This is a genomic window from Actinomycetospora rhizophila, from assembly GCF_042657905.1.
GTDB classification, from domain to species: domain Bacteria; phylum Actinomycetota; class Actinomycetes; order Mycobacteriales; family Pseudonocardiaceae; genus Actinomycetospora; species Actinomycetospora rhizophila.
Window position 1 is genome coordinate 556,135 of record NZ_JBHSKG010000002.1, and the last position, 24,087, is coordinate 580,221.

Annotated in this window: 22 protein-coding genes and 1 pseudogene; 11 read left to right on the plus strand and 12 right to left on the minus strand. The window is 74.2% G+C overall.

Features of this window, described 5'->3' with window-relative positions; genetic code table 11:
* The first annotated feature begins 242 nt into the window (after nucleotides 1-242).
* Both pdxH and ACFPK1_RS06490 read left to right on the plus strand, forming a co-directional pair.
* On the plus strand, nucleotides 243-866 hold the full coding sequence (gene pdxH / locus ACFPK1_RS06485; RefSeq protein WP_378020278.1) for a pyridoxamine 5'-phosphate oxidase: 624 nt from the start codon (nucleotides 243-245) through the stop codon (nucleotides 864-866).
* Nucleotides 867-884: 18 nt separating this feature from the next.
* Nucleotides 885-2,054, plus strand: a pseudogene (locus tag ACFPK1_RS06490) (MFS transporter); the annotation flags it as partial.
* Nucleotides 2,055-2,140: 86 nt separating this feature from the next.
* Here the strand turns inward: ACFPK1_RS06490 and ACFPK1_RS06495 are convergent.
* On the minus strand, nucleotides 2,141-3,616 hold the full coding sequence (locus tag ACFPK1_RS06495; RefSeq protein WP_378020073.1) for an NAD(P)/FAD-dependent oxidoreductase: 1,476 nt from the start codon (nucleotides 3,614-3,616) through the stop codon (nucleotides 2,141-2,143).
* Nucleotides 3,617-3,703: 87 nt separating this feature from the next.
* Here ACFPK1_RS06495 and ACFPK1_RS06500 point away from each other — a divergent pair, with 87 nt between their 5' ends.
* The 5 genes from ACFPK1_RS06500 to ACFPK1_RS06520 all read left to right on the plus strand — a co-directional run bounded on the left by ACFPK1_RS06500 (nucleotide 3,704) and on the right by ACFPK1_RS06520 (nucleotide 9,248).
* Complete coding sequence (locus tag ACFPK1_RS06500; RefSeq protein ID WP_378020074.1) at nucleotides 3,704-4,594, plus strand: aldose 1-epimerase family protein; 891 nt, start codon at nucleotides 3,704-3,706, stop codon at nucleotides 4,592-4,594.
* The gene (locus tag ACFPK1_RS06505) at nucleotides 4,591-5,529 is read left to right on the plus strand and encodes a carbohydrate kinase family protein (protein ID WP_378020075.1); all 939 of its coding nucleotides are present in this window, start codon (nucleotides 4,591-4,593) and stop codon (nucleotides 5,527-5,529) included. Before ACFPK1_RS06500 ends, ACFPK1_RS06505 begins: the two co-directional genes overlap by 4 nt.
* 233 nt (nucleotides 5,530-5,762) lie before the next feature.
* Nucleotides 5,763-7,067 carry a citrate synthase gene (locus ACFPK1_RS06510; protein WP_378020076.1) on the plus strand — a complete coding sequence of 435 codons (1,305 nt, stop codon included), beginning with the start codon at nucleotides 5,763-5,765 and terminating at the stop codon, nucleotides 7,065-7,067.
* 7 nt (nucleotides 7,068-7,074) lie between these two features.
* Nucleotides 7,075-7,824 (plus strand): phosphotransferase, encoded by a 750-nt coding sequence (locus tag ACFPK1_RS06515; RefSeq protein ID WP_378020077.1) that lies wholly within the window; start codon nucleotides 7,075-7,077, stop codon nucleotides 7,822-7,824.
* A gap of 44 nt (nucleotides 7,825-7,868) precedes the next feature.
* Nucleotides 7,869-9,248, plus strand: a complete 1,380-nt coding sequence (locus ACFPK1_RS06520; RefSeq protein ID WP_378020078.1) for a cryptochrome/photolyase family protein — start codon at nucleotides 7,869-7,871, stop codon at nucleotides 9,246-9,248.
* Between the two features lie 164 nt (nucleotides 9,249-9,412).
* Here the strand turns inward: ACFPK1_RS06520 and ACFPK1_RS06525 are convergent, their stop codons facing one another.
* Entirely contained in the window at nucleotides 9,413-10,399 is a 987-nt protein-coding gene (locus ACFPK1_RS06525) for a glycine betaine ABC transporter substrate-binding protein (RefSeq protein ID WP_378020079.1), read from the minus strand.
* A gap of 200 nt (nucleotides 10,400-10,599) precedes the next feature.
* On the opposite strand from ACFPK1_RS06525, the gene ACFPK1_RS06530 reads away from it, so the two are divergent.
* Nucleotides 10,600-11,445 (plus strand): TauD/TfdA dioxygenase family protein, encoded by an 846-nt coding sequence (locus ACFPK1_RS06530; RefSeq protein ID WP_378020279.1) that lies wholly within the window; start codon nucleotides 10,600-10,602, stop codon nucleotides 11,443-11,445.
* Nucleotides 11,446-11,451: 6 nt separating this feature from the next.
* On the opposite strand, the gene ACFPK1_RS06535 is transcribed toward ACFPK1_RS06530, so the two are convergent.
* Nucleotides 11,452-12,639, minus strand: coding sequence for an ABC transporter permease (locus ACFPK1_RS06535; RefSeq protein ID WP_378020080.1), 1,188 nt, complete (start codon nucleotides 12,637-12,639; stop codon nucleotides 11,452-11,454).
* Nucleotides 12,636-13,553 carry an ABC transporter ATP-binding protein gene (locus ACFPK1_RS06540; protein WP_378020081.1) on the minus strand — a complete coding sequence of 306 codons (918 nt, stop codon included), beginning with the start codon at nucleotides 13,551-13,553 and terminating at the stop codon, nucleotides 12,636-12,638. The genes ACFPK1_RS06535 and ACFPK1_RS06540 overlap by 4 nt, the downstream gene beginning before the upstream one ends.
* 173 nt (nucleotides 13,554-13,726) lie before the next feature.
* Here ACFPK1_RS06540 and ACFPK1_RS06545 point away from each other — a divergent pair, with 173 nt between their 5' ends.
* Nucleotides 13,727-14,014, plus strand: a complete 288-nt coding sequence (locus ACFPK1_RS06545) for a hypothetical protein (protein ID WP_378020082.1) — start codon at nucleotides 13,727-13,729, stop codon at nucleotides 14,012-14,014.
* Here ACFPK1_RS06545 and ACFPK1_RS06550 read toward each other — a convergent pair.
* The 5 genes from ACFPK1_RS06550 to ACFPK1_RS06570 all read right to left on the minus strand — a co-directional run bounded on the left by ACFPK1_RS06550 (nucleotide 13,992) and on the right by ACFPK1_RS06570 (nucleotide 19,730).
* Nucleotides 13,992-15,044 (minus strand): gamma-glutamylcyclotransferase, encoded by a 1,053-nt coding sequence (locus ACFPK1_RS06550; protein ID WP_378020083.1) that lies wholly within the window; start codon nucleotides 15,042-15,044, stop codon nucleotides 13,992-13,994. The genes ACFPK1_RS06545 and ACFPK1_RS06550 overlap by 23 nt on opposite strands.
* A gap of 73 nt (nucleotides 15,045-15,117) precedes the next feature.
* Complete coding sequence (locus ACFPK1_RS06555) at nucleotides 15,118-15,762, minus strand: MBL fold metallo-hydrolase (protein ID WP_378020084.1); 645 nt, start codon at nucleotides 15,760-15,762, stop codon at nucleotides 15,118-15,120.
* Entirely contained in the window at nucleotides 15,759-16,847 is a 1,089-nt protein-coding gene (locus tag ACFPK1_RS06560) for an S-(hydroxymethyl)mycothiol dehydrogenase (RefSeq protein WP_378020085.1), read from the minus strand. The genes ACFPK1_RS06555 and ACFPK1_RS06560 overlap by 4 nt, the downstream gene beginning before the upstream one ends.
* Before the next feature lie 266 nt (nucleotides 16,848-17,113).
* Nucleotides 17,114-18,292, minus strand: a complete 1,179-nt coding sequence (locus ACFPK1_RS06565) for an acetyl-CoA C-acetyltransferase (RefSeq protein WP_378020086.1) — start codon at nucleotides 18,290-18,292, stop codon at nucleotides 17,114-17,116.
* Between the two features lie 196 nt (nucleotides 18,293-18,488).
* Nucleotides 18,489-19,730: an alpha/beta fold hydrolase gene (locus ACFPK1_RS06570; RefSeq protein ID WP_378020087.1), complete on the minus strand. Its 1,242-nt coding sequence runs from the start codon at nucleotides 19,728-19,730 to the stop codon at nucleotides 18,489-18,491.
* Between the two features lie 243 nt (nucleotides 19,731-19,973).
* Between ACFPK1_RS06570 and ACFPK1_RS06575 the strand changes: the two genes are divergently transcribed.
* Entirely contained in the window at nucleotides 19,974-20,708 is a 735-nt protein-coding gene (locus ACFPK1_RS06575) for a 3-oxoacyl-ACP reductase family protein (RefSeq protein ID WP_378020088.1), read from the plus strand.
* Nucleotides 20,709-20,715: 7 nt separating this feature from the next.
* On the opposite strand, the gene ACFPK1_RS06580 is transcribed toward ACFPK1_RS06575, so the two are convergent.
* Nucleotides 20,716-21,663 (minus strand): alpha/beta hydrolase, encoded by a 948-nt coding sequence (locus ACFPK1_RS06580; protein ID WP_378020089.1) that lies wholly within the window; start codon nucleotides 21,661-21,663, stop codon nucleotides 20,716-20,718.
* Between the two features lie 408 nt (nucleotides 21,664-22,071).
* On the opposite strand from ACFPK1_RS06580, the gene ACFPK1_RS06585 reads away from it, so the two are divergent.
* Entirely contained in the window at nucleotides 22,072-22,821 is a 750-nt protein-coding gene (locus ACFPK1_RS06585) for a lytic murein transglycosylase (protein ID WP_378020090.1), read from the plus strand.
* On the opposite strand, the gene ACFPK1_RS06590 is transcribed toward ACFPK1_RS06585, so the two are convergent.
* The gene (locus ACFPK1_RS06590; protein WP_378020091.1) at nucleotides 22,822-23,181 is read right to left on the minus strand and encodes a PRC-barrel domain-containing protein; all 360 of its coding nucleotides are present in this window, start codon (nucleotides 23,179-23,181) and stop codon (nucleotides 22,822-22,824) included.
* A gap of 29 nt (nucleotides 23,182-23,210) precedes the next feature.
* Nucleotides 23,211-24,068 carry a glutamate racemase gene (locus tag ACFPK1_RS06595; protein ID WP_378020092.1) on the minus strand — a complete coding sequence of 286 codons (858 nt, stop codon included), beginning with the start codon at nucleotides 24,066-24,068 and terminating at the stop codon, nucleotides 23,211-23,213.
* Nucleotides 24,069-24,087 lie beyond the last annotated feature (19 nt).

Consider the following 24,087-nt stretch of genomic DNA (forward strand, 5'->3'; position numbering starts at 1 on the left):
CCTGGCGGCGCGGGGATCCCGGTCGGGGCCCCGTCGCCCATCGCGGCGCGCCGTCCGCCCGGGTACGGGGGTGCGGCACGCCCAGCAGCACCGTGCTCCGCGGCGTGACCGGCGGGCAACGGAGCGGCCTGTGTGACTGCTCACGTGGTGTGCACCCCGCCGTCGCCTACGGTGCGGCGGACGGCCGGACACGAACGGGACGAGGAGGTCGGGTGGCGGAGCGGAGCACGGGCCTGCCGGGCATGCGCGAGGACTACCGGTCGGCGACGCTCGACGCCGCGGACCTGGCGCCGACCTGGCACGAGCAGCTGCTCGCCTGGGTCGGCGCGGCCCGCGAGGGCGGCCTGCCCGACGCCAACGCGATGGTCCTGGCCACCGGCGACGACGAGCACCGCCTGACCACCCGCACCGTGCTGGCCAAGGACGTCGACGCCCGCGGCGTCACGTTCTTCACCAACTACACCTCGGAGAAGAGCCACCAGCTGCGCCAGACGCGCCAGGCGTCGGCGACCTTCCCGTGGCTGGCGCTGCAGCGGCAGGCCACGGTGATCGGCACCGTGGAGCTGCTGCCGCGCGAGGACACCGCGGTCTACTGGCGCTCCCGGCCCCGCGGGTCGCAGCTCGGGGCGTGGGCGTCGCCGCAGTCGGGCGTGCTGCGCGACCGCGCCGCCCTCGAGGAGCTCCTGGCGACCGTCACCGAGCGCTTCGCCGACGACGAGGAGATCCCGCCGCCGCCGCACTGGGGCGGCTGGCGGATCGTCCCGACCCACGTCGAGTTCTGGCAGGGCCGCAGCGACCGCCTCCACGACCGGCTGCGCTTCCGGCGGACCGATCCGGGGTGGGTCGTGGAGCGCCTCGCGCCGTAGGAGCGCAGGATCGTCGCCGTGCCACGCACGGGACGCGGATTCCTCGCCGACACGACGCCGCTGCGCACCCCGGCCTTCAAGCGGCTCTGGATCGCCGCGATCGTCACGGTCGTCGGCGCGCAGCTCACCGTCGTCGCGGTGCCCACGCAGCTCTACCAGCTGACGGGCTCGTCGGCGTGGGTCGGGCTCGTCGGCCTGTTCGGCCTCGTCCCGCTGATCGTCTTCGGGCTCTGGGGCGGCGCGATCGCCGACGCCGTCGACCGGCGCGGGCTGCTGGTGTTCACCGGCACGGGCATCGCCGTGACCTCGGCGCTGCTCGGCGTCGTCTCCGTCACGCACATCGGCGGCCCGTGGACGATCCTGTCGCTCTACGCCGTGCAGACCGCGTTCCTGGCGATCAACCAGCCCACCCGGGCCGCGGTCCTGCCCCGGATCCTGCCCAACGACCAGCTGCCGGCGGCCAACACGCTGCTGTTCACGGTCAACCAGGTCGGCGCGATCGCGGGGCCCCTGCTCGCGGGCGTCGTCCTGACCTTCAGCTCGGTCGGCATCCTCTACTTCGTCGACACCGCCTGCCTGGCCGCGGCGATCTGGGCCGCCTTCAACCTGCCGCGCCTGCCGGTCGGCGAGGGGCCGGGCGGGCTGCGCGGGGCGTTCCACGCCGTGCGCCGCAGCGCCGGGCTCGCCGACGTGGTGGCCGGCTTCCGCTACATCGCCACCAGCCAGGTCCTGCTCGTGTCGTTCCTGGTCGACATCGTGGCGATGGCGGTCGGCATGCCCCGCGCGGTGTTCCCCGAGGCCGCCGAGCGGGTGTTCGGCGACCCGCCCGGCGGCGGCTTCGCGCTGGGCGCGCTGTTCGCCTCGATCGCGATCGGCGCGACGCTCGGCGGGCTGTTCTCCGGGCGCCTGCACGGGATCCGGCGCCAGGGCGTGGCCGTCACGGTCGCGGTGTGCGTCTGGGGGCTCGGCGTCGCCCTGTCCGGGCTGACCTCGATGCTCTGGCTCGCCGTGACGCTGCTCGCGGTCGCCGGCGCCGCCGACCTGGTCAGCGCGGTGTTCCGGCAGACGATGCTGCAGGTCGTCGCCACCGACCAGATGCGCGGGCGGATGCAGGGCGTCTTCACGGTCGTCGTGGCCGGTGGTCCCCGCGTCGGCGACCTCTGGCACGGCCCCGCCGCCGACGCCTGGGGCACCGGCACCGCGACGTTCGTCGGCGGCATCGGCGTGATCGTGCTGACGGTGCTGGTCGTCGCGATCTTCCCGGTGTTCTGGCGCTACCGGGCGCCCCTCGGCGAGGACGGGGCATCCGACGGGGCCTCCGAGGACGTCTCGGGGGACGCCTCGGGGGACGCCGCCTCGGCCGACCCGCCCGGTCGCGGCGGGAAGGTCGCCCGCGACGACGACTGATCGGTGGCGTGCGGGAACCCGAGGCCGTGCTGCGGGACCTCGGGCGACGCGGAGTCCAGCGGCACGGCGGGCGAGCGCACCAGCCCGAGCTGCGCGGTCTGGCGCGGCAGGGCGGCGTCGAGCAGCCAGTCCACGGCGGTGCGGACGCGGTTGCCCGGCATCGCGAGCAGGTGGTAGCCGCGGGCGACCACGTGCGCGGGCACCCCGGTGAACTTGAGGCCCAGCGGGTTCGCCGCCGCGTCGTAGCCGCCGAGGTCGACGACGAAGCCGAGGTCGCGGTGCTTGTAGGCCTTGCTGCGCCCGTGGCCGAGCGACGCGGCGACGTTGCGCCCGGCGAGGCGGCCCTGGCGCTCGGCGTGCTGGGCGGTCATCGCCGTGTACTCGCCGGGGCGCGCGCGGTCGGGGACCGCCGCGGCGTCGCCGCACGCGAAGACGTGCGGGTGCCCGGGCACGCGCAGGTGGGTGTCGACGACCATCCGGCCCTGCTCGACCTCGACGCCGAGGTCGTCGATGAGCGGGTCGGGGCGCACCCCGACGCACCACAGGAGCGTGCGGGTGGGCACGTGCTCGCCCGACGAGCTCAGGCACACCCCGTCGCCGGTGGCCTCGTCGACCTCCTCGTGGGTGCGGACGTCGACCCCGCGCTCGCGCAGCACCCGGTCGGCGTTGCGCCCGAGGTGCGGGTCGAGCCCGGAGAGGAGCTCGCCGCGGCTGACCAGCACCCAGCGCGGCACCTCCGCCAGGCCCCGGCTCGCCGCGAGCTCGCGGGTGAACAGGAAGCCCTGGGCGGTGACCTCGGTGCCCGTGTAGCCCCCGCCGACCACCACCACGGTCAGCCGCGCGGCCCGCTCGTCGGGGTCGTCGCACATGGCGGCCAGCTCGACCTGGCGGATGAGGTGGTCGCGCAGGTAGAGCGCCTCGGGCACGCCGCGGAAGCCCTGCGCGTACTCGGTGACGCCGGGCACCGGCAGCACCTTGTGGACGCTGCCCGCCGCGATCACCAGGCGGTCGAACGTGGTCTCGTGGTGGACGCCCTCGGGGTCGAGCCAGCCGATGCGGTGCCCGTCGAGGTCGAGCTCGTCGACCTCGCCGGGCGCGTGGCGCACGCAGGCGGGCAGCGCGGCGGCGAGGGCCACCGAGATGCGGCGCGGCTCGAGGATGCCGGCGGCGACCTCGGGCAGCAGCGGCAGGTAGAGGAAGTAGTTCGTCGGGCTGACGAGGACGATGTCGACCGCGTCCCCCATGCGCCTCGCGAGGGATCGCGCCGCCTGGAAGCCCGCGAACCCGCCGCCGACCACCACGACCCTGGGCGTTCCGGACGCGGTGTCCTCGTCGCTCGTCATGTCCGGTGCAGTGACCGTTCCGGCCGGGGGACGAAACCCCGCACGGAGGGACGCAAACAGATCGTCACACCGCTAGCGTGTGCCGCCGTGCAGCCGACCGGCGAGCAGTTCGACCTCGTCGCCGGGCCGACCCGCGCCGTCGTCACCGAGGTCGGTGCCGGCCTGCGGGCGCTCGACGTCGACGGGCGGGCCCGTGTCGAGACCTTCGACGCCGACGCCACCCCACCGATGGGCGCCGGCGGCGTCCTCGTCCCCTGGCCCAACCGGATCGCCGGCGCCGCCTACACCTGGCGCGGGCAGGAGTACCGCCTGGAGGCCACCGAGGCCGCCCGCGGCAACGCCATCCACGGGCTGCTGCGGCGCCGCCCGTGGCGGGTGGTCGACCGCGCCGGCGACTCCGTGCGCCTCGCCGCCGACGTCGACGCCGCGTCCGGCTGGCCCGGCCCGCTGCACGTCGAGACCACCTACGCCGCCTCGCCGACCGGGCTCGCCGTCACCCACGCGCTGACCAACACCGGCGAGGGCGACGTCCCCGCCGGCGTCGGCACCCATCCCTACCTGCGCGTCGGCGACGTCCCGCCCGGCGACTGCACGCTGACCGTCGCGGCCGACCGCGTCGTCGACACCGACGAGCGCATGATCCCGGTCGCCGTGCGCCCCGTGGCCCCGGACGAGGACCTGCGCGGGGGCCGGCGCGTCGGCGACCTCGCACTCGACACCTGCTTCGGCGCCGCGCCGGGCCCCGACGGGGTGCTCGGCGTGCTCACCGCACCCGACGGCGGGGCCACCACGCTGTGGGCGGACGCGGCCTTCGGCTGGGTCATGGTCTTCACCCCCGACGACCTCGCCGGGCGGGGCCGCGCCGTGGCCGTGGAGCCGATGACCTGCCCGGCGGACGCGGCCAACTCGGGCACGGACCTGCGGGTGCTCGCGCCGGGGGAGACGTGGACGGTGAGCTGGGGGATCGAGGGGTCATGACCGGTCGCATCGTGGTCGGCGGGGAAGCGCTCGTCGACCTGGTCCCCACCGGTGACGGTCATCCCGACGACCCCGCCCTCACCCCGCTCGCGCCGCGTCTCGGCGGCGGCCCGTTCAACACCGCCGTCGGCCTCGGGCGCCTGGGGGTGCCGACGACGATGCTCACGCGCCTGTCGACCGACCCCTTCGGTGACGCGCTGGTGCGCCGCCTCGAGGCCAACGCGGTCGACACGGGGCTCGTGCAGCGCGGCCCCGAGCCGACCACGCTCGCCGTGGTCACCCTCGACGCGGCCGGCGCGGCGCGCTACGCGTTCCACGTCGCGGGCAGCGCCGACCGGCTGGTCGCCGACCCCGGCGAGCTGCCCGCCGACACCGCCGCGGTCGCCGTCGGCACCCTGTCGCTGGTGCTCGAGCCCGGCGCGTCGCGCTACGCCGACCTCGCAGTGCGGGAGGCCGAGCGCGGGCGCCTGGTCAGCCTCGACCCCAACCTGCGGCCCGGGCTCGTCGACGACCCCGACGCCGTCGTCGCCCGCCTCGACCGGATCGCGCGGGTGGCGGGGCTGGTCAAGCTCTCCGACGAGGACGCCGAGCGCTGGGGCCGCACGCCCGAGGACGTGCTCGACGCCGGGGCCGGCGCGGTCGTGCTCACCCGCGGGTCCGCGGGGCTCGCCGCGTACACCCGCGGCGGCGGGGTCGTCACGGCGCCCGCGGCGTCCGTCGGCCCGCTGGTCGACACCATCGGCGCGGGCGACAGCGTCCACGGCGCGCTGCTGGCCTGGCTCGCCGACCACGACGCCCTCCACCGCGACACCGTCGCCCGCCTCGACGCCGACGACTGGGCGGCGGCCCTCGGGTTCGCCGCCCGCGCCGCGGCGTGGACGGTCTCGCGCGCCGGGGCCGAGCCGCCGTGGCGCCGCGAGATGGCGGACCCGTGACGGTACGCGGTAACGCGGTTGTCGCAGAGTGACGGGGACCACGTCGCGCGCCTGCGCCACTCGTACTGCACGGCGGACCTCGCGAGCGCTACGGTTCGCGCTCGTACGACCCCCACAGCTTGCGGGAGCGCGCCGCGGGACACCCCCGGCGGCCGGGCGGCCCGGCACCTCGCTCGCCGAGCCGGCGCCGCCGCCCTCCCGCTCACGACGCGCGCGAGAGGGACTGACTGCCGATGGCCAGCGAGGATTCCGAGAAGCGCACCGCCACGCTGTCGTACCCGGGCGGCGAGCACACGATGGAGATCGTCGAGGCGACCGAGGGCTCCTCGGGCGTCTCCCTGGGGAAGATGCTCGGCGAGACGGGTCTGATCACCCTCGACCCGGGCTTCGTCAACACCGGCGCCTGCCGGTCGGACATCACCTACATCGACGGTGACGCGGGCATCCTGCGCTACCGCGGCTACCCCATCGAGGAGCTGGCGAAGAACTCGACGTTCGTCGAGACCAGCTACCTGCTGATGTACGGCGAGCTGCCGGGCAAGCAGCAGCTCGACACGTTCACCGACCAGATCCAGCGGCACACGATGCTGCACGAGGACCTGAAGAAGTTCTTCGACGGCTTCCCGAAGGACGCGCACCCGATGCCGGTGCTGTCCTCGGCGGTGTCGGCGCTGTCGACCTTCTACCAGTCGTCCCTCGACCCGTTCGACGAGCCGAACGTCGACCTCTCCAGCGTCCGCCTGCTGGCCAAGGTCCCGACGATCGCGGCCTACGCCTACAAGAACTCGATCGGCCAGCCGTTCCTCTACCCGGACAACTCCCTGGGCCTGGTCGAGAACTTCCTGCGCCTGACCTTCGGGCTGCCCGCCGAGAACTACGAGATCGACCCCGAGGTCGCCAAGGCCCTGGACATGCTGCTCATCCTGCACGCCGACCACGAGCAGAACTGCTCGACGTCGACGGTGCGGATGGTCGGCTCGGCGCAGGCCAACCTCTTCGCGTCGATCTCGGCCGGCATCAACGCCCTGTTCGGTCCGCTGCACGGCGGGGCCAACGCCGCGGTCCTCACGATGCTCGAGGGCATCCGCGACAACGAGGGCAACGCCGACGAGTTCGTCCGCAAGGTCAAGAACAAGGAGCCGGGCGTCCGGCTCATGGGCTTCGGCCACCGGGTCTACAAGAACTACGACCCCCGCGCGGCGATCGTGCGCGACACCGCGCGCGGGATCATCGACAAGCTCGGCGGCGGCGACGAGATGCTCGACATCGCGATGCGCCTCGAGGAGTACGCGCTCGAGGACGACTACTTCGTCGAGCGCAAGCTCTACCCGAACGTCGACTTCTACACCGGCCTGATCTACCAGGCGATGGGCTTCCCGACCGAGATGTTCACGGTCCTGTTCGCCATCGGGCGCCTCCCGGGCTGGATCGCCCACTGGCGAGAGATGATCGACGACCCGGACACCCGCATCGGGCGCCCGCGCCAGGTCTACACCGGCCCCACCCAGCGCTCCTACGTGAGCATGGACCAGCGCTAGGTCTCCCGTGTCGCGCGTCCCGCTCGGGTCCGGGTGGGACAGCGACGCCGTCCTGGTCGACGGGCGGTGGGTCGAGCGCACCGCGCGCCGGCCCGCCGCCGGGGCCGGGCTGGAGCGCGAGGCGCGCCTGCTGCCGTGGCTGGCCCGGTACCTCCCGGTGCCGGTGCCCGAGCCACGGCTCATCGGCCGCGCGCCGGTGACGGTGCGCCACGCGCTGCTGCGGGGCGCGGCGCTGGACGCGCCGGGATCCGATCTCGGTGCGGCCCTCGGGGCGTTCCTCCGCGCGCTGCACGACGTCCCGCTCGACGACGCGGTCGCCCGCGGGCTGCCCGGACCGGACGTCACCCGCGGGTGGCGCGACCGCGCCTTCGCCCGCTTCGCCGCCGAGGTCCTGCCCCGCCTCGACGACCCCGGCCCGCTGCACGCCCGCCTCGCCCGGCTGCGGGACGCGCCGGCGGCGGTGCTCGTGCACGGCGACCTGCGCCCGGAGCACGTCCTGGTCGACGGCGGCCGGATCACCGGGGTCCTCGACTGGTCCGACGCGCGCGCCGGCGACCCCGCCAAGGACCTCGTGTGGCCGCTGCTCGAGACCACGCCGGACGTCGCGGCCGCCGTCCTCGCGGCGTACGGCGCCGACCTGACCGACCGCGCCCGGGACTGGCGGGCGGTCGCCCCCTGCTACGCCGTCGTGCACGGGCTCGACACCGGCGACACGGCGCTGGTCCGCGCGTCGCTGGAGCACCTGGCCGCAGGGTGAGGCCGAACGGGCGTAGGCGTGTCGTGCCGGGGTAGTCGGGATCCATGAGTGACGAGCGGGACGAGACCGCGATCGTCTGGTTCCGCCGCGACCTGCGGGTGCACGACCAGCCGATCTTCCTCGAGGCGGCGTCGCGGGCGGAGCGCTCGCTCGCGGTGTTCGTGCTGGACGAGCGCCTGCTCGGGCCGTCGGGGAAGGCCCGGCGGACGTTCCTCCACCGCAGTCTGCGCGATCTCGACTCCTCGCTCGGCGGCCGGTTGCTCGTCGTGCGCGGCGACCCGGCGGAGGCGATCCCGGAGCTGGCGGGCGCCGTGGGGGCGCGCAGCGTGCACGTGGCCGCCGACTTCGGCCCGTACGGCCGCGAGCGCGACGAGGCCGTCGAGAAGGCCCTGGGCGACCGCGACGTCGAGCTGGTCCGGACCGGCTCGCCGTACGCGGTGGCGCCCGGACGGATCACCAAGTCCGACGGCGAGCCCTACCGGGTCTACACGCCGTTCAGCCGCGAGTGGGCCAAGCGCGACAAGGGCGCCCCCGCCGACACCGACGCGTCGACCGTCGCGTGGATCGAGCCGTCGGAGAAGGACGGCGGGCCGCGCGCGGTGAAGATCCCCGATGACGAGCCCCCGGAGGCCGAGCTGCCCGACGCCGGCGAGCAGGCCGCCCACGACCACTGGGAGGCCTTCGTCGACGAGCACCTCGAGGACTACGACGACCTGCGCGACCGCCCCGACAAGCCCGGGACCTCGCGGATGTCGGTGTACCTCAAGTACGGCGCCATCCACCCGCGCACGCTGCTCGCCGGCGTCGGCGGGTCGGGCAAGGGCGCGACGTCGTACCGCAACGAGCTCTGCTTCCGCGACTTCTACGCCAGTGTGCTGTGGTTCTACCCCCGCTCGGCCCGGGAGAACTTCGACCCGAAGTTCGACTCGATGCCCATGGACGGCGGCAGGAGCGCCGAGGAGAAGTTCCGCGCCTGGCAGGAGGGGCGCACGGGCTTCCCGGCCATCGACGCGGCGATGCGCCAGCTGCGCGGCGAGGCGTGGATGCACAACCGCATGCGGATGGCCGTGGCGTCGTTCCTCGTCAAGGACCTGCACCTGCCCTGGTGGCGGGGGGCGCGGCACTTCCTGGACCTCCTGGTCGACGGCGACCTCCCGTCCAACCAGCACGGCTGGCAGTGGGCGGCGGGCACGGGCACCGACGCCGCCCCGTACTTCCGCGTCTTCAACCCCGTGACCCAGGGGGAGCGCTTCGACCCCCAGGGCGACTACGTCCGCCGCTGGGTGCCCGAGCTCGCGGACGTCGAGGGCAAGAAGGTCCACCAGCCCTGGAAGCTCGCGGAACCGCCGTCGGACTACCCGGCGCCGATCGTCGACCACAAGGCCGAACGCCAGGAGGCGCTCGACCGGTTCAACGCGCTCTGAGCGCCGCGCCCGGTTCCGAACGAAGGGCCCCTTCGATCGAATAGACGGGCGAGGGGCGCCCCTCGCCGGAACGCCGGCCGCCTCCCGTGAACGCCCGAAGGGCCCCTTCGCTCGATCTATCCGAGCGAAGGGGCCCTTCGGTCAAACAGTGGGGCGGTGGTGGGTCAGCCGATGAGGCCCTGCTGCTGCAGGAACTCGTTGGCGACCTGGCCGGCGTCGCGGCCCTGCGAGGAGATCTGCCCGTTGAGCTGCAGCATCACGTCGTCGGTGAGGCGCGGCGAGATCTGGTCGAAGACCTGGACGACGGCCGGGTTCCGGTCGACGACGTTCTTGCGGATCGTGTTCGACGCGTTGTACTTCGGGAAGAAGTTCTTGTCGTCGGCCAACGACACCAGGTTGAGCGCCGGGATGCGGCCGTCGGTGGTGAACACCTCGCCGAAGAAGCACGGGTTGCCGTTGGCGGTCGCCTGGTAGATCGCCCCGGTGTCCAGGACGGTCAGGGCCGGCGGGGCGTCGTAGGGCACCGTCACGCCGTAGGTCTTGAGCAGGTTGGGCAGGCCGTCGTTGCGGCTGGCGAACTCGGCCTCGACGCAGGTGGTGGCCTGCGGGTTGCCGCTGTTGATGAAGTTGGCCCAGTCGGTGGTCGTGCGCATGTTGTTCGCGTCCGCGAAGGCCCGCGTCGTGGCGATGGCGTACGTGTTGTTGAACGGCGTCGGGTTGGTCCACACGATCTGGTTGCGCTGCAGGTCCTGGTCGCGGACCGCCACGTACTGCTGCTGGGAGTCGGGGATCGGCGTGGTGTTGCCGAGGTTCGTGATCCACCCGGTGCCGGTGTACGACCAGCCCATGTCGATCTCGCCGGACAGCAGGGCCTGGCGGGCGGCGGCGGAGCCGGTGATGTTGCACCGGTCGTTCACGGCGGCGCCGACCGATTGCAGGGCGGCCACGCTCATCTTGCAGAGCAGCAGCTGTTCGTCGAACTCCTGGCCGCCGACCGTGTAGGTCTGGCCGGCGAGGTTGATTCCGCTGGCGGCGAGGCTGCCGCCCTGGGCCTGGGGCTGACCGGAGCCGGAGAGGCCACCACAGCCGGCGAGGACGAACGCGAGCACGGCGATGGTCGCGCCGACCACCCGCCCTGAACGTGTGAGCATCGCGGGATCGTTGCACCAGGACGAGGTAAAGGCGAGGGGGTAAACGATCTCGGCCACATTGCGTTGACGGGGCCCCACCGCCAAGCTGACCGTGGTCGATCGTGACCAGCGTCCTCGACACGCGAACGGGCAGCACCGCGGCCAGGTCGACCAGCACCCCGGCCGTCGACCTCCTCGAGGGGCGGCGCCTCCTGCGCCGCATGCCGGGCGACGGGCCGGACCGCTGTCGGTACGACGCGTTCGAGCTCACGCCGGTCGGCGCCACCCTCGGTGCGGAGATCCGCGGTGTCGATCTCGCCGCCACCGACGCGGCGCTGCGCGCCGAGATCCACCGTGCGCTCCTGGAGTGGAAGGTCCTGTTCTTCCCCGGCCAGGACCTCGACCCGGCCGGCCAGCGCGCCCTGGCGCGGCACTGGGGCGAGCTGGAGACCAACCCGCTGCTCGAGCAGGGCGACGACCCCGCCACCGTGCGCTTCACCAAGGGCGGCGACGGGCCCCAGACCTACGAGAACATCTGGCACGCCGACACCACGTTCCGGACGGCACCGGCGATGGGCGCGATGCTGCGGATGATCGAGACCCCGCCCCGCGGCGGCGACACGATCTGGGCCGACATGGCCGCGGCGTACGACAACCTGACCCCGGACGTTCTCGCCCGCATCGACGACGCGCGCGCGGTGCACGACATGGTGCCCGGCTTCGTGCGCTTCCTGGAGCCGGAGAAGCTCGAGCGGCTGCAGGACGTGTTCCCGCCGGTGAGCCACCCCGTGGTGCGCACCCACCCGGAGACCGGGCGGCGCACGCTCTACGTCAACGGCGCCTTCACCACCCGCATCGAGGGCCTGGAGCGGGCGGAGTCCGACGCGCTGCTGCGCCACCTGTTCGCGCAGGCGCACGTGCCCGAGTACCAGGTCCGGTACCGCTGGGCGCCGGGCACGGTGGCGTTCTGGGACAACCGGGCGACCCAGCACTACGCGGTCGGCGACTACCACCCGCACCGCCGGGTCGCCGAGCGCGTGGCGATCGCGGGCGACCGCCCGTCCTGAGGACGGTCAGTCCCGGCCCAGCGCCTCGCGCAGGGACACGCGCGCGCCGGTGCGCAGCACCGAGTTCGCGTAGATGCGCCCGCCCAGGGCGAGCACGCCGGCCGTGAACGCGATGGTCAGCACGAGCGCGAGCACGATCTGGCCCACCGGCGCGACGCCGAGCGCGATCCGGGCCGGCATGAACAGCGGGCTGAACGGCGGCAGCAGGGAGATCACGGTGATGGCCGTGCCGCGGGGGTCGTTGGTCAGCAGGTTGAAGCCGACGACGAACCCGAGCAGCACGGTGATCGTGATCGGCGACAGCACGCTCTGGGTGTCCTCCTGGCGCGACACCAGCGACCCGGCGGCGGCGAACACCGTCGCGTAGAGCGCGAAGCCCAGCAGGTACCAGACCACCACCGACACCAGCGTCGACACGAGCCCGGCGCCGGCGGCGAGCACGCCCGCCGCGCTCGCCACCGCGAGCCCGGCCCCGCCGAGCACGACGAGCTGCAGGAGCCCGACCGCGCCGAGCCCCAGCACCTTGCCGAGCAGCAGCTGCCACGGCCGCACCGACGACAGGACGATCTCGACGACCCGGCTCGCCTTCTCCTCCACGACGCCCTGGGCGACCATCGCGCCGTAGGTCTGGATGGAGAAGAACAGCAGGAACGCCCCGGCGAGCCCCAGGCCCAGCCGCCGGCCCGCCTGCGGGTCGGGCGCCTCGGCGGCCACCACGACCGGGCCCGACTCGGCGACCGCCGCGTCCAGCGCCGCCGGGTCGACCCCGCGTGCGACCAGGAAGCCGTCACGGGCCACCGACGACGTCGCGTCGACGATCACCCGCTCCAGCGCGGCGTCGGGCTCCGACTCGACGAAGACCCGGGGCCGCACGGGCTCGCCGCCGACCAGTGCGTCGAGGTCCCCGGCCCGGACCGCGGCTTCACCGGCCGCGACGTCGGGCTGCGGGACGACGGTGAGCGTGAGCCCCTCGGTGGGCGCGGCGCGCTCCAGCGGGCCGGTGAGGGCGGTCGCCGGGCCCGTCACGCCGACGCGCGCGGTGTCGTCGCCGGAGGCGATCGTGGCGATCACCGCCGCGTAGACGCCGAGCAGCACCAGCACCACGAGCGTGCCGACGACGAACGCCCGACCCCGCACCCGTGACGCGAACTCGCGGCGGGCGATGAGCAGGACGGGGCGCAGGGCCTCGCTCACGCGGCCGCCCCGCGGTCGGGGTGGTCGGCCACGGCGTCCCGGTAGATCTCGGCGAGCGTCGGGCGGCGGCGCCGGAACTCGTGCACCGGCCCGGTGCGGCGGGCCGCGTCGAGCACACCGCCGAGGGTCGCGTCGGACGCGTCGGCGAGGGTCAGCACCGTCCCGCCCTCGGCGTCCCGTGCCCGGGCGACGCCGGCCACGCCGTCGGCCCACCCCGGCGGTGCGTGCGGGGCGTCCACGACGACCTCGACGGCCGACGCGTCGCGCAGCTCGGCCACCGCGCCCTCGGCGACGAGGCGCCCGGCGCGCACGATCCCGACCCGGTCGCAGAGGCGCTCGACGAGCTCGAGCTGGTGCGAGGAGAACACCACAGGCGCGCCGGCGTCGCGGCGTTCGCGCAGGACCTCGCTCATGACGTCGACGGCCATCGGGTCGAGGCCGGAGAACGGCTCGTCGAGCACGAGGACGTCCGGCTCGGCGACGAGCGCGGCGGCGAGCTGGACGCGCTGCTGGTTGCCCAGGCTCAGGCGCTGGACCTCGTCGGTGCGGCGCTCGGCGAGTCCGAGGCGCTCGGTCCAGCGGTTGGCGGCCTCGCGGGCCGCCGCGGCCGAGCGCCCGCGCAGCGCGGCGAGGTAGCGCAGCTGGGTGTCGACGGCCATGCGCGGGTAGAGCCCGCGCTCCTCGGGCATGTAGCCGATCCGGCGCCGCGACGCCGCGTCGAGCGGGCGGCCGTCGAGCCGGACCTCGCCCGCGTCGGCGGCGAGCACGCCGAGCGCGATCCGCATGGTCGTCGTCTTGCCCGCGCCGTTGGCGCCGACGAACCCGTAGAGCTCGCCGGGGCGCACGGTGAGGGTCATGCCGTCCAGGGCGATCGTGGCACCGAATCGTTTGGAGATCCCGTCGATCTCGAGCATCGCTCCCCCGTCCGCGAGATGGTGATCAGGATGTCCGAGCCACGGGGGTGCGTCCAACGGACACCCGGGCGGGGGACCGGGACCGCATCGTGACCTCGATGGTCGTAACGAGCGCTGGCGGCGGGCGCGAGATCCGGTGGACAGTGGTGATCCGCGGAGTGGGGGGTCGTGACGTGCGGGTGCTCGTGGTGTCGGCGGTGACGGTGATCCTCCTGATGGGCGCCGTGCCCCTCGCCGTGCCCGGCGTCCCGCGGCTGCACGGCATCCCGCAGCTCGTGGCCCTGGGCGTGCTCGTGCTGGCCGGGGTGGCGTTCGTCGTCGGGCTGGCGCTCCTCGCGCTCGGGCGGTCGGTCCGGCGCCGCGCCGACGAGCATGAGGAGGTCGTCCCGACGCCCGTCGCCCCGGTCGCGCCGGCGATGGCCCCGGCCCCGCTCTACGTCAGCGTGCGGACCCGCTCGTAGGCGGCCAGGCCGCGGTCAACGGGCGCCCGGACACCGGGCCGTGCCAGGTCCAGACCCAGGTGGGCAGGAGGCCGTCGGCGGTGTGGGCGACGGCGCGCTGGCGGACGTAGTCGGGGCCCTCGTAGGCGTCGAGGCGCGGCAGGGCGGCCCGCGGGTCGGCGAGCGTCAGGACCGCGCCCAGCGCCCGCCCCGCGCCGCCGCGGACGAGCGCCGGGTAGCCCCGGCCGGTGTCGTGCACCCGGCCCGGCAGCCACGCCTCGCGGGGCTCGCCGGTGACGTGCGGGGCCATCAGCGGCCACGCGCTGCGCCCGGGCAGCAGGGTGCCGTAGACGAACACGCGGTCGGGCCACGACGCCGGGTCGGGGGTGCCGTGCTCGACGGTCACGGCGTCCGGGACCGGGGGCGCCGGGGTGCCGACGAGGTCCCGCGCGGCGGCCTGGTCGAGCGCGGTGACCGGGACCGGCGCGCCGTCGACGAGCAGCGGGGCCCGCGACACCGATGGGTCCAGCTCCCCTATCGGCGTGCTCCCCTGTCCGCTGCGTGTCCCCGGGTCGCCCGCCCAGTAGGTCCACACGCCGTCGAGCCGCGCCCCGTCCTCGGTGACCACCGTGCCCGTGCGCAGGCGCACCAGGTCGTAGCGCTCCCCGCGTCCCTCGCAGCGGTCGAGCACGGCGACCTGGTCCGGGGTCGCCATCCACACCGCGTGGGTCTCGACCGCGCCCGGCGCCGGGGCGAGGGTCGCCGGTCGCGCCCCGTCGCGCGCCCGCAGCCCGGCGGCCCACACCGCGGCGAGCCCCTCGACGCGCGCCCGCAGCACCACGACCGGGCCGGCGAGCCCGAGGTGCTCGCGCAGCCACGTGAGCTTGCCGGGGCTGCGGTTGGAGCCGAACGCCAGCACCGGGACCCGGGCGGTCAGCGGCGCGGCCCCGTGGCCGGCGAGCCAGCCGTCGAGGTCCCGTCCCTCCACCGTCCAGCCGGCGGCGGCGTGGTCGGACGGCTCGAGGCGGTGGCTCGCCGCGTCCAGGTGCACATACGAGAAACCCGGCGCGACCCCGGGATAGGGGTCGGCCGGGTACTCGTCGTCCGGGTACGGGCTCAGGAGCTCAGTAGCCCCGCTCGCGGTACTCCTCGAGGCGCGCGGCCTCGTCGCCGACCTTCGTCGTGTCACCGTGACCGGTGCGCACGATCGTGTCGCCGGGCAGCGTGAAGACCTTCTCGGCCAGCTGCTCGATGATCACGTCGAAGTCCGAGTACGAGGGCCCCGTGGCGCCCGGCCCCCCGTTGAACAGGGTGTCGCCGGAGAACAGCGTCCCGATGTCCGGCGCGTAGAACACGGTCGACCCGGGGGAGTGGCCCGGCGTGTGGATCGCGCGCAGGTCGATCCCGGCGATCGTGAACGTCTCGCCGTCGAGGATCTCGCCGTCCGGCTCGCGGTCCGGGTAGGTCATGTTCCAGATCACCCGGTCGTCCGGGTTGAGCAGGATCGGGGCGTCGAAGGCGGACGCGATCGCCGGGGCGGCGTTGACGTGGTCGTTGTGCGAGTGGGTGCACAGGATGGCCACGACGTTGCGGTCGCCGACCGCCTTCTTGATCGCCTCGGCGTCGTGGGGGGCGTCCAGCAGGACGACCTCGGACGAGTCGCCGATGATCCAGACGTTGTTGTCGACGTCGAAGGAGTTGCCGTCGATCTCGAACTTGCCGGACGTCGTCAGGTGCTCGACGCCGTCGCCGATCTTCTCGGCCGTCACAGGATCACCACCGAACGCAGCACGTCGCCGTGATGCATCTTCTCGAAGGACTGCTCGACGTCGTCGAGCGAGATGCGCTCGGTGACGAACTTGTCGAGCGGGAAACGGCCCTGCAGGGCCAGGTCGACGAGCATGGGGAAGTCGCGGCTGGGCAGGCAGTCGCCGTACCAGGACGCCCGCAGCGACCCGCCGTGGGAGAAGAACGGCTGGAAGTCGGCCTCGAGCTTCATGTCCGGCGAGGGCACGCCGACGAGCACCAGCCGACCGGCGAGGTCGCGGGCCTCGAACGCCTGCTTCCACGTGGCCGGGATGCCGACCGCGTCGACCACGACGTCGGCGCCGAAGCCGTCGGTGAGGTCGCGGATGCCCTGGACCGGGTCGGTGTTCTTGGCGTTGATCGTGTGGGTGGCGCCGAAGCCCTTGGCCCATTCGAGCTTCCGGTCCTCGGTGTCGACCGCGATGATCGTGGTGGCGCCGGCCAGCGCCGCGCCCGCGATCGCGGCGTCGCCGACGCCGCCGCAGCCGATGACGGCCACGGTCTCGCCGCGCTTCACCTCACCGGTGTTGATGGCCGCGCCCGCGCCGGCCATGATCCCGCAGCCGATGAGCCCGGCCTGCGCCGGATCGATGTCGGGGTTGACCTTCGTGCACTGCCCGGAGTGCACCAGCGTCTTCTCCGCGAACGCCCCGATGCCCAGCGCCGGCTTGAGCTCCTCGCCGGTGTCCTTGAGCGTCATCGCCTGGGCGGCGTTGTGGGTGTCGAAGCACAGGTGGTGCTTGCCCTTGCGGCAGGCGCGACAGACGCCGCAGACGGCGCGCCAGTTGAGGATGACGTAGTCGCCGACCTCGAGGCCCGTGACGCCCTCGCCGAGCGACTCCACCACGCCCGCGGCCTCGTGGCCGAGCAGGAACGGGTAAGCGTCCTCGATGTTGCCCTCGCGGTAGTGCAGGTCGGTGTGGCAGACCCCGCAGGCCTGGACCTTCACCACGGCCTCGCCCGGACCCGGGTCGGGGATGACGATCGTCTCGACCGTCACCGGCTTGCCCTTCTCCCGGGACACGACGCCCCGGACCTCCTGCGGCATGTGCTGGCCTCCGTGTCTTGAGGGTGTGCTCCCGGTCACCTGTGCCCGGACGACCACCTTGGCATGCACACCCGAGCATGGTCACCCGCCGTCGGCATGATCATTACCGTCGTCCTCGCGGACGGGGCCGCGCCCGGCTCCTCCCACCGGCCACAGCCCCGTCCCCGGGTTCGACGCACGCGCCGCCGCGACGGTTCCGTCCATCGCGCACGACGACGCGGCGGGCACCCCGCGAGGGGTGACCGCCGCGTCGCCGGGGTCGGGCGTCAGGCGTGGAAGATCAGGGCCGAGCCCTGGCCACCGCCGCCGCAGAGGCTGGCGACGGCGTAGCCGCCACCGCGTCGCTGCAGCTCGTGGGCGCAGTGGACGGCGAGCCGGTTGCCGGTGGCGCCGATGGGGTGGCCCAGCGCGATGGCACCGCCGTCGGTGTTGACCTGGTCGGCGTTCAGGCCGAGCTCACGGGCCGACTGGATGGCGACGGCCGCGAACGCCTCGTTGATCTCCCAGAGGGAGACGTCCGAGGGGTCGATGCCCTCGCGGCGCAGGGCCTTGAAGGCGGCGTTCGACGGCTGCGAGAGCAGCGAGTTGTCGGGGCCGGCGACCCAGCCGTGGTTGCGGATCTCGCAGAGCGGCGTGAGCCCCAGCTCCTGGGCCTTCTTGGCCGACATGACGACGGTCGCCGAGGCGCCGTCGGACACCTGCGAGCTGCTGCCCGCGGTGATCGCGCCCTCCTTGGCGAACGCGGGGCGCAGCTTGCCGAGGCCCTCGGCGGTGGTGTCCCCGCGGACACCCTCGTCCTCGGTGACGCTGATCGGGTCGCCCTTGCGCTGCGGGACCTGCACCGCGGTGATCTCGGCCTCGAAGCGGCCGTTCTTGGCGGCGTCGGCGGCGCGCTGGTGGGACGCGGCCGAGACCTCGTCCATCTCCTCGCGCGACAGACCGATCGACGAGGCGAAGCGCTCGGTGGAGGCGCCCATCGACTCGTGGTCGTAGACGTCGGTGAGGCCGTCGTGCTCGGTGGCGTCGATGAGCTGGCCCGAGCCGTACTTGTAGCCCGAGCGGGCCTTCGGGAGCATGTGCGGCCCGCCGGTCATCGACTCCATGCCGCCGGCGACGACGATGTCGTACTCGCCGGCCTGGATCATCTGGTCCGCGAGCGCCACGGCGTCGAGACCCGACAGGCAGACCTTGTTGAGCGTGAACGACGGCGTCGACATCGGGATGCCGGCGTCGGTCGACGCCTTGCGGGCCGGGTTCTGGCCGTTGCCGGCCTGGACGACCTGGCCCATGACCACGTACTCGACCTGGTCCCCGCTGATGCCGGCGGCCTCGAGCGCCGCCTTGATCGCCGCGGAACCCAGGTCGCCGGCGGTCATGCCGGCGAACGCGCCGGAGAGCTTGCCGATGGGGGTGCGCTTGCCGGAGACGATGACGGAGCCGGGCATGCGATGGATCCTCTCGGGTCAAGGGGGTGACGCGGTGATGGGCCGGGAACGGTCGACCACCTCGGGTGGTCACGGCGCGTGGTGCCCTCCTCACGGAGGGCCGGTGGACTGAACGTACCCGCGGGCCGGGGTCGAGACCCAGGCCCGCGGGCGGACGATCACGGACGAATCGCGGAATCGGTCCAGGTCGGGGCGATCAGCCGCGGCGCGAGTGCTCCGCCACCGCGGCCATGAGCGGCGGCCACTCGTGGCGCAGGGCCTGGTTGCCCATGAACAGCCCGAGGTGCCCGCCCGGGGCCGTGCGCCGCGTGACCTGGTCGGCCGGGGTCGACACGTGGTCGGCGGCGGCGAAGACCTGCACCGGCGGGGTGATGTGGTCGGTGGCCCCGCCCAGCAGGAACAGCGGGCAGCGGATGTCGCGCATGTCGACGCGGCGACCGTCGACCTCGAGCTCACCGTTGATCAGCTCGTTGCCGGCGAAGAGGTGCTCGACCAGCCACAGGTAGAACGTGCCGGGCACGTCCTGGGTGTGCTTGAACCAGTCCTCGAACGCCTCGTAGCGCGCGATCGCCTCGGGGTCGTCGAGGTTGCGCAGCAGGTCGACGTGCTTGGCGATCTCGGCCTCGGGGCGGATCGCGATGAACCCGCCGAGCACGAACGAGCCCGGCATGTTCCCGCCGCCCGCGGCGACCATCGCGCGGTAGGGCAGCTGCCCGAAGCGCTGGGTCATCACCCGCGAGGACGCGCCGATGGGCGTCTCGCCGGCGTGGAAGTCGATCGGCGCCCCGGCCAGGGTCAGCGTGTTGACCTTCTCCGGGTGCATGGCCGCGTAGATCGTCGAGAGCCAGCCGCCCTGGCAGTCGCCGATGAGGTTGACCAGCCCGCCGCAGTGCTCGACGGCGCGGTCCACCACGGCGATGTAGTCGGAGATCGTCGTCCCCGACGTCGCGCGGGTGGCGCCGACCCAGTCGAGCGTGAACGCCCGGGTCAGGCCGGCCTCACGGATCATCATCATCTGCGACTGGCGCGGCTGGAAGTCGACGATGCACGAGTCGTGCCCGGCCTGCGGCGGGAGCACGAGCGTGGGGACGACGTCGTCTGTCGAGCCCTGCGAGAAGTCCCGCAGGCGCGCGATCGGCGTCTCGAAGACGATCTCGTGCTCGTTGTGCCACTGCGGGCGCCGGCGGGTCATCACGTGGCGCCACCAGCGCTGGGCGTCGCGGGTGTTGCGGCCCGGCGTCACCGACTGCTCCAGGGCCCGGCGCAGCACGTAGCCCGCGCCCTTGGTCATCTCGGCGGCGCCGCGGACCGCGGCGGTGGCGTGGTAGCCGCGCAGGTACGCGGCCGGATCGGGTGAGGGGGCCTCGGTCTGCACCGCGGTGGGGTCGCGGTCCAGGGGCTGATCGGTCTCGACGTGCTCGTCGGCGGGGGCCGTCATGGCACACCTCCTCGCGCCCGGTCCGGGCGCTCGCTCGCACCCGGCGTTGGGTGCTGCATGGACCGTACGGGCTGCTTGGGATGTTTTGCAACGGCGGCTACCCACGGGTAGGGGAAGGCTCGGACTTCCCGTCTCGGGAGAACCCGACTTCGATGGGTGCCCGGACCGTGTGGCCGCGGCCACCGTTCGGGTACAGGGGCATCGCGACGCGGACCATCGAGCGAGGGAGCACGCATGGGAGACATGACCGGACAGGTGGCCATCGTGACCGGCGGCGCCAGGGGCATCGGGCGCGCCATCAGCTCGCGGCTGGCCCGGCGCGGCATGAAGGTCGGCGTCGGCTACTCGTCGAACCCGAGCTCGGCCGAGGAGCTCCAGGCGGAGTTCCCGGACCAGATCACGATCCACCAGGGCAACATCGGCGAGCGCGCCGACTGCGAGCGCGTGTTCGACGAGGTGCTCAAGGCCCACGGCCGCGTGGACGTCCTGGTCAACAACGCCGGCATCACCGCGGACAAGATGGTGGCGAAGATGGAGGTCGACGACTGGGACCGCGTGGTCCAGGTCAACCTCTCGGGCACCTTCTACATGTCCCAGCTCGCCTACCTGCACATGGCGGAGCGGGGCATGGGCCGCATCGTCAACATCAGCTCGGTCATCGGCGAGAAGGGCAACGCCGGGCAGGTCAACTACGCGGCGACGAAGTCGGGCCTGTTCGGCATGACGATGTCGATGGCGCAGGAGGGCGCGCGCAAGGGCGTCACGGTCAACTGCGTGGCCCCGGGATACGTCGAGACCGACATGGTGGCCGCCGTGCCCGAGCAGGCCCTGGAGAAGATCGTGTCGGGGATCCCGCTGAAGCGCCTGGGTCAGCCGGACGAGATCGCCCGCGTGGTCGAGTTCCTGTCCGACCCCGAGTCGGGGTACATCACGGGCCAGGTCTACTCGGTCAACGGCGGCCTGCACATGGACGCCTGATCAGGAGCTAGGCGAGGCGGGCGACCAGCTCGGCGCACACGTCGTCGAGCGCGGTCGCCGACGCCCGGCACACGCCGGGGAAGGTCAGGAAACCGTGCACCGCCCGGGGGTGGTCGGTGTGCCGCACCGGCACGCCGGCCTCCTCGAGGCGGTGCGCGTAGTCGACCCCGTCGTCGTGCAGCGGGTCGACGCCCGCGGTGACGACCAGCGCCGCGGGCAGGTCGCGCACGTCGGGCGCGAGCAGGGGCGAGCAGAGCGGGTCGGACGGGTCGCCGTCGTCGCCGAGGTAGTGCGCGCGGAACACGTCCATGTCCGCGCGTGTGAGCACCGGCCCGGACGCGAACCGCTCGACCGAGGCGCGCCCGAAGGTCAGGTCGAGCACGGGGTAGAGCAGGACCTGGGAGTCGATCACCGGCCCGGACTCGCGCGCGAGCAGGCAGACCACGGCCGCCAGGTTGCCGCCGGCGCTGTCGCCCATCACCGCGAGGCGGTCGGGGCGCGCGCCCAGCGTCGCGGCCTCGCGCGCCGCCCAGCTCACCGCCGCGTACCCGTCCTCGCGGCCGGCGGGGTAGGGGTGCTCGGGGGCGAGGCGGTAGTCGACCGACACCACGAGCGCCCCCACCCGGGACGCGACGTGCGCACACAGCCAGTCGGACTGGTCGAGGTTGCCGAGCGTGCCGCCGCCCCCGTGGAAGTTGACGACGATCGGCAGCGCGCGCGCCGTCTGGGGGCGGTAGAGCCGCACCGGGCGGGGGCCGACGTCGGTGTGGGCGACGCGGTCGGTGACGAACACGCCGCGCGGCATCGGGCCGAACACGCGGGACGTGACGACGTTGTGGCTCAGGCGCCGGGCCCGCGCGCGGGCGATCTCCTCGGGACTCATGCGGCTGACCGCCACGGCGCCCGAGACGTCGGTGAACCACGTGAACATGCGCAGCCGGACGTCGATGTCCATGGCGTCCCCTCCCCGCGACCCCGGTCCCGCCGGCCCTCCCTGCCCGGCGGAGGCCGACAGACTGCCTGATCGACCGAGCCCGGACCTCCTACGAATGGACTACCGATCGGGGGCAGTCGGTGACCGGCCGACGAGGCACGGGGGACGAGCGGGTGACGCGCGTGTCGAGTCGACGACACGTCGCGTCGCCCCGGCGGGCGGTTGCTCCGGACGCCGGGCGGCCGCGCCCACGTGCTCGTGATCATGTTGTCGGGGCGGACGGTCGGGGTCGCGGGCTCCCTTCCGGTGATCACGAGCACCCGGTGCACCTCTGCCGCGGGGACGAGGTGCACCGGGTGCCCCTGATCACGACCGCTCCGGGGCGGCGCCCCACGAGGCGGCGACACGGGCTTCCGTAGCGTCGGTGGCGTGCCCCCCGCCGACCCGACCGGGCCGACCGACGGTCGCCGGCTCGAGAACCTGCTCGTGGCGGCCGTGGTGCTCGTCCTGATCGTCGGCGCCGGGATCGCGGGCGTCGTGGCCGTCAGCCGCCGGGGCCCGGACGCGCTGCCCGCCTACGCCCAGCCGGCCACCGCCCCCGTGCCCACCGACGCCGCGGCGCGCGCGACGTGGGCCCGGGAGGCCGCGGGCCCGACGGGCGTCCCGGAACGTGCCCTGGTCGCCTACGCCGGCGCCGAGGCCGCCGCCCGCGGCGAGCTCGCCGACTGCGGCCTGTCGTGGGCGACGCTCGCGGGGCTCGGGCGGGTCGAGTCGAACCACGGCCGCTTCGGCGACACCGCCCTCGACGACGCCGGGCGCCCCGCCGACCCGATCCGCGGCCCTGAGCTGGACGGCACGAACGGCAACCGCGAGATCCGGGACTCCGACGGCGGGCGCCTCGACGGCGACACCACCTACGACCGCGCCGTCGGGCCGCTGCAGTTCATCCCGTCGACCTGGGCGCTCTACGGCGCCGACGGGGACGGCGACGGCGTCAGCGACCCCGACGACCTCGACGACGCCGCGCTGGCCGCGGCCCGCTACCTGTGCGCCGACGACCGCGACCTGCGCCGCGGCGACGACTGGCGCGCGGCCGTGCTCGCCTACAACCGCTCCCAGGCCTACGTCGACCGCGTGCGGCGCGAGGCCGTGGGGGCCGCGACGGCGGTCGACCCGTAGTCAGCGCCGCGCGAGGCGCCGCTCGCCGAGCGAGCCCGTCCGGTACTCCAGCCCGTAGTGCGCGAACACGGCCGGCTCGTCGGTCGCGTGCAGCTCGCCGTCGGCGTCGATCCTCGGCGCCTCGCGGACCAGCTCGCGGGCGACGGCGACCTTGAGGTGCTCGGGGGTGACGACGGCGCCCTCGAGCGGCGCGAACACCAGGCGCGCCTTCCCGAACAGCGAGGACAGCTTCACGGTGACGAACACGGCCTCGTCGCCGAGCGTGTCGACGTAGACGGCCTCGAGCGTGCCGATCTTCGCGTCCTCGACGTCGACGACGGGGCGGCCGCGCCAGTCGCGGATGTTCTCGGCAGGGATCACGGCGCCGACCTTAGGGGGTCCGCGCGGGATCACACCCCACGCAGCGCCGGCTGCTCCGCGGTGTCCGGGTCGGTCCCGCGCCCCGACTCGTCGGTGGTCGGGAGCTCGGCGCGCGCGATCCGCCCGCCGCGGGCCAGCGCGCGGCCGATCGGGTAGGCGAGCGCGGCCGCGGGCAGCGCTCCCTCCTCGCCGCCGAGGTGGACGCGGACCTCGGCGGCCTGCGCCGCCGGGTCCTCGGGGAGCCCCAGCCGGCGCAGGGCCTGCCCGGCGACGGCCCGCGAGCTGTCGTGCAGGCCGGTGCCGGGCGGGAGCGCGGCGAGGATGTCGTCGACGACCAGCGGGTAGTGGGTGCAGCCCAGCACCACCGACCGGGCGCGGGCCGGGGTGCGCGCGGCGGCGAGGGCGATCGCGTCCCGGACCGCCGCGGCGTCGGCGTGCTCGACGGCCGTCGCGAGGCCGGGGCAGGCCACCGAGTCGGCCTGGCCCGGCGCGGCGAACTGCTCGAGGAGGTCGGCCTGGTAGTCGCTGGCGGTGGTGCGCTCGGTGGCCCAGACCGCGAACGGCAGCCCGGTCGCGCCGGCGGGCTTCACGGCCGGGACCGTGGCCACGACGGGGTGGCCGGGCTCGAGGGCGGCGCGCAGCGGCACCACCGCGGTCACCGAGGCGGTGTTGCAGGGCACCACGATCGCGTCGGCGCCGCGGGCGACCGCGAGGCGCCCGGTGCCGACGACCCGGTCGACGATCCAGTCCGAGGGCTTCGAGCCCCAGGGCATGCCCTCGGGGTCGAGGTAGAGGTCGAGCGCGAGGTCGGGGCGCAGGTGACGCAGCCACCCGGCGGTGGGCAGCAGGCCGCACCCCGAGTCGATGAGCGCCACACGCCGATCCATCGCCCTCCACTCTAGGACC

Coding starts and splice junctions, on each gene's coding strand:
- ACFPK1_RS06580 (WP_378020089.1), bottom strand. CDS start 21,663: ATGGACATCGACGTCCGGCTGCGCATGTTCACGTGGTTCACCGACGTC.
- ACFPK1_RS06530 (WP_378020279.1), top strand. CDS start 10,600: ATGCCGGGCGACGGGCCGGACCGCTGTCGGTACGACGCGTTCGAGCTC.
- ACFPK1_RS06570 (WP_378020087.1), bottom strand. CDS start 19,730: ATGACGGCCCCCGCCGACGAGCACGTCGAGACCGATCAGCCCCTGGAC.
- ACFPK1_RS06505 (WP_378020075.1), top strand. CDS start 4,591: ATGACCGGTCGCATCGTGGTCGGCGGGGAAGCGCTCGTCGACCTGGTC.
- ACFPK1_RS06510 (WP_378020076.1), top strand. CDS start 5,763: ATGGCCAGCGAGGATTCCGAGAAGCGCACCGCCACGCTGTCGTACCCG.
- pdxH (WP_378020278.1), top strand. CDS start 243: ATGCGCGAGGACTACCGGTCGGCGACGCTCGACGCCGCGGACCTGGCG.
- ACFPK1_RS06495 (WP_378020073.1), bottom strand. CDS start 3,616: ATGACGAGCGACGAGGACACCGCGTCCGGAACGCCCAGGGTCGTGGTG.
- ACFPK1_RS06525 (WP_378020079.1), bottom strand. CDS start 10,399: ATGCTCACACGTTCAGGGCGGGTGGTCGGCGCGACCATCGCCGTGCTC.
- ACFPK1_RS06595 (WP_378020092.1), bottom strand. CDS start 24,068: ATGGATCGGCGTGTGGCGCTCATCGACTCGGGGTGCGGCCTGCTGCCC.
- ACFPK1_RS06520 (WP_378020078.1), top strand. CDS start 7,869: ATGAGTGACGAGCGGGACGAGACCGCGATCGTCTGGTTCCGCCGCGAC.
- ACFPK1_RS06560 (WP_378020085.1), bottom strand. CDS start 16,847: ATGCCGCAGGAGGTCCGGGGCGTCGTGTCCCGGGAGAAGGGCAAGCCG.
- ACFPK1_RS06575 (WP_378020088.1), top strand. CDS start 19,974: ATGACCGGACAGGTGGCCATCGTGACCGGCGGCGCCAGGGGCATCGGG.
- ACFPK1_RS06565 (WP_378020086.1), bottom strand. CDS start 18,292: ATGCCCGGCTCCGTCATCGTCTCCGGCAAGCGCACCCCCATCGGCAAG.
- ACFPK1_RS06540 (WP_378020081.1), bottom strand. CDS start 13,553: ATGCTCGAGATCGACGGGATCTCCAAACGATTCGGTGCCACGATCGCC.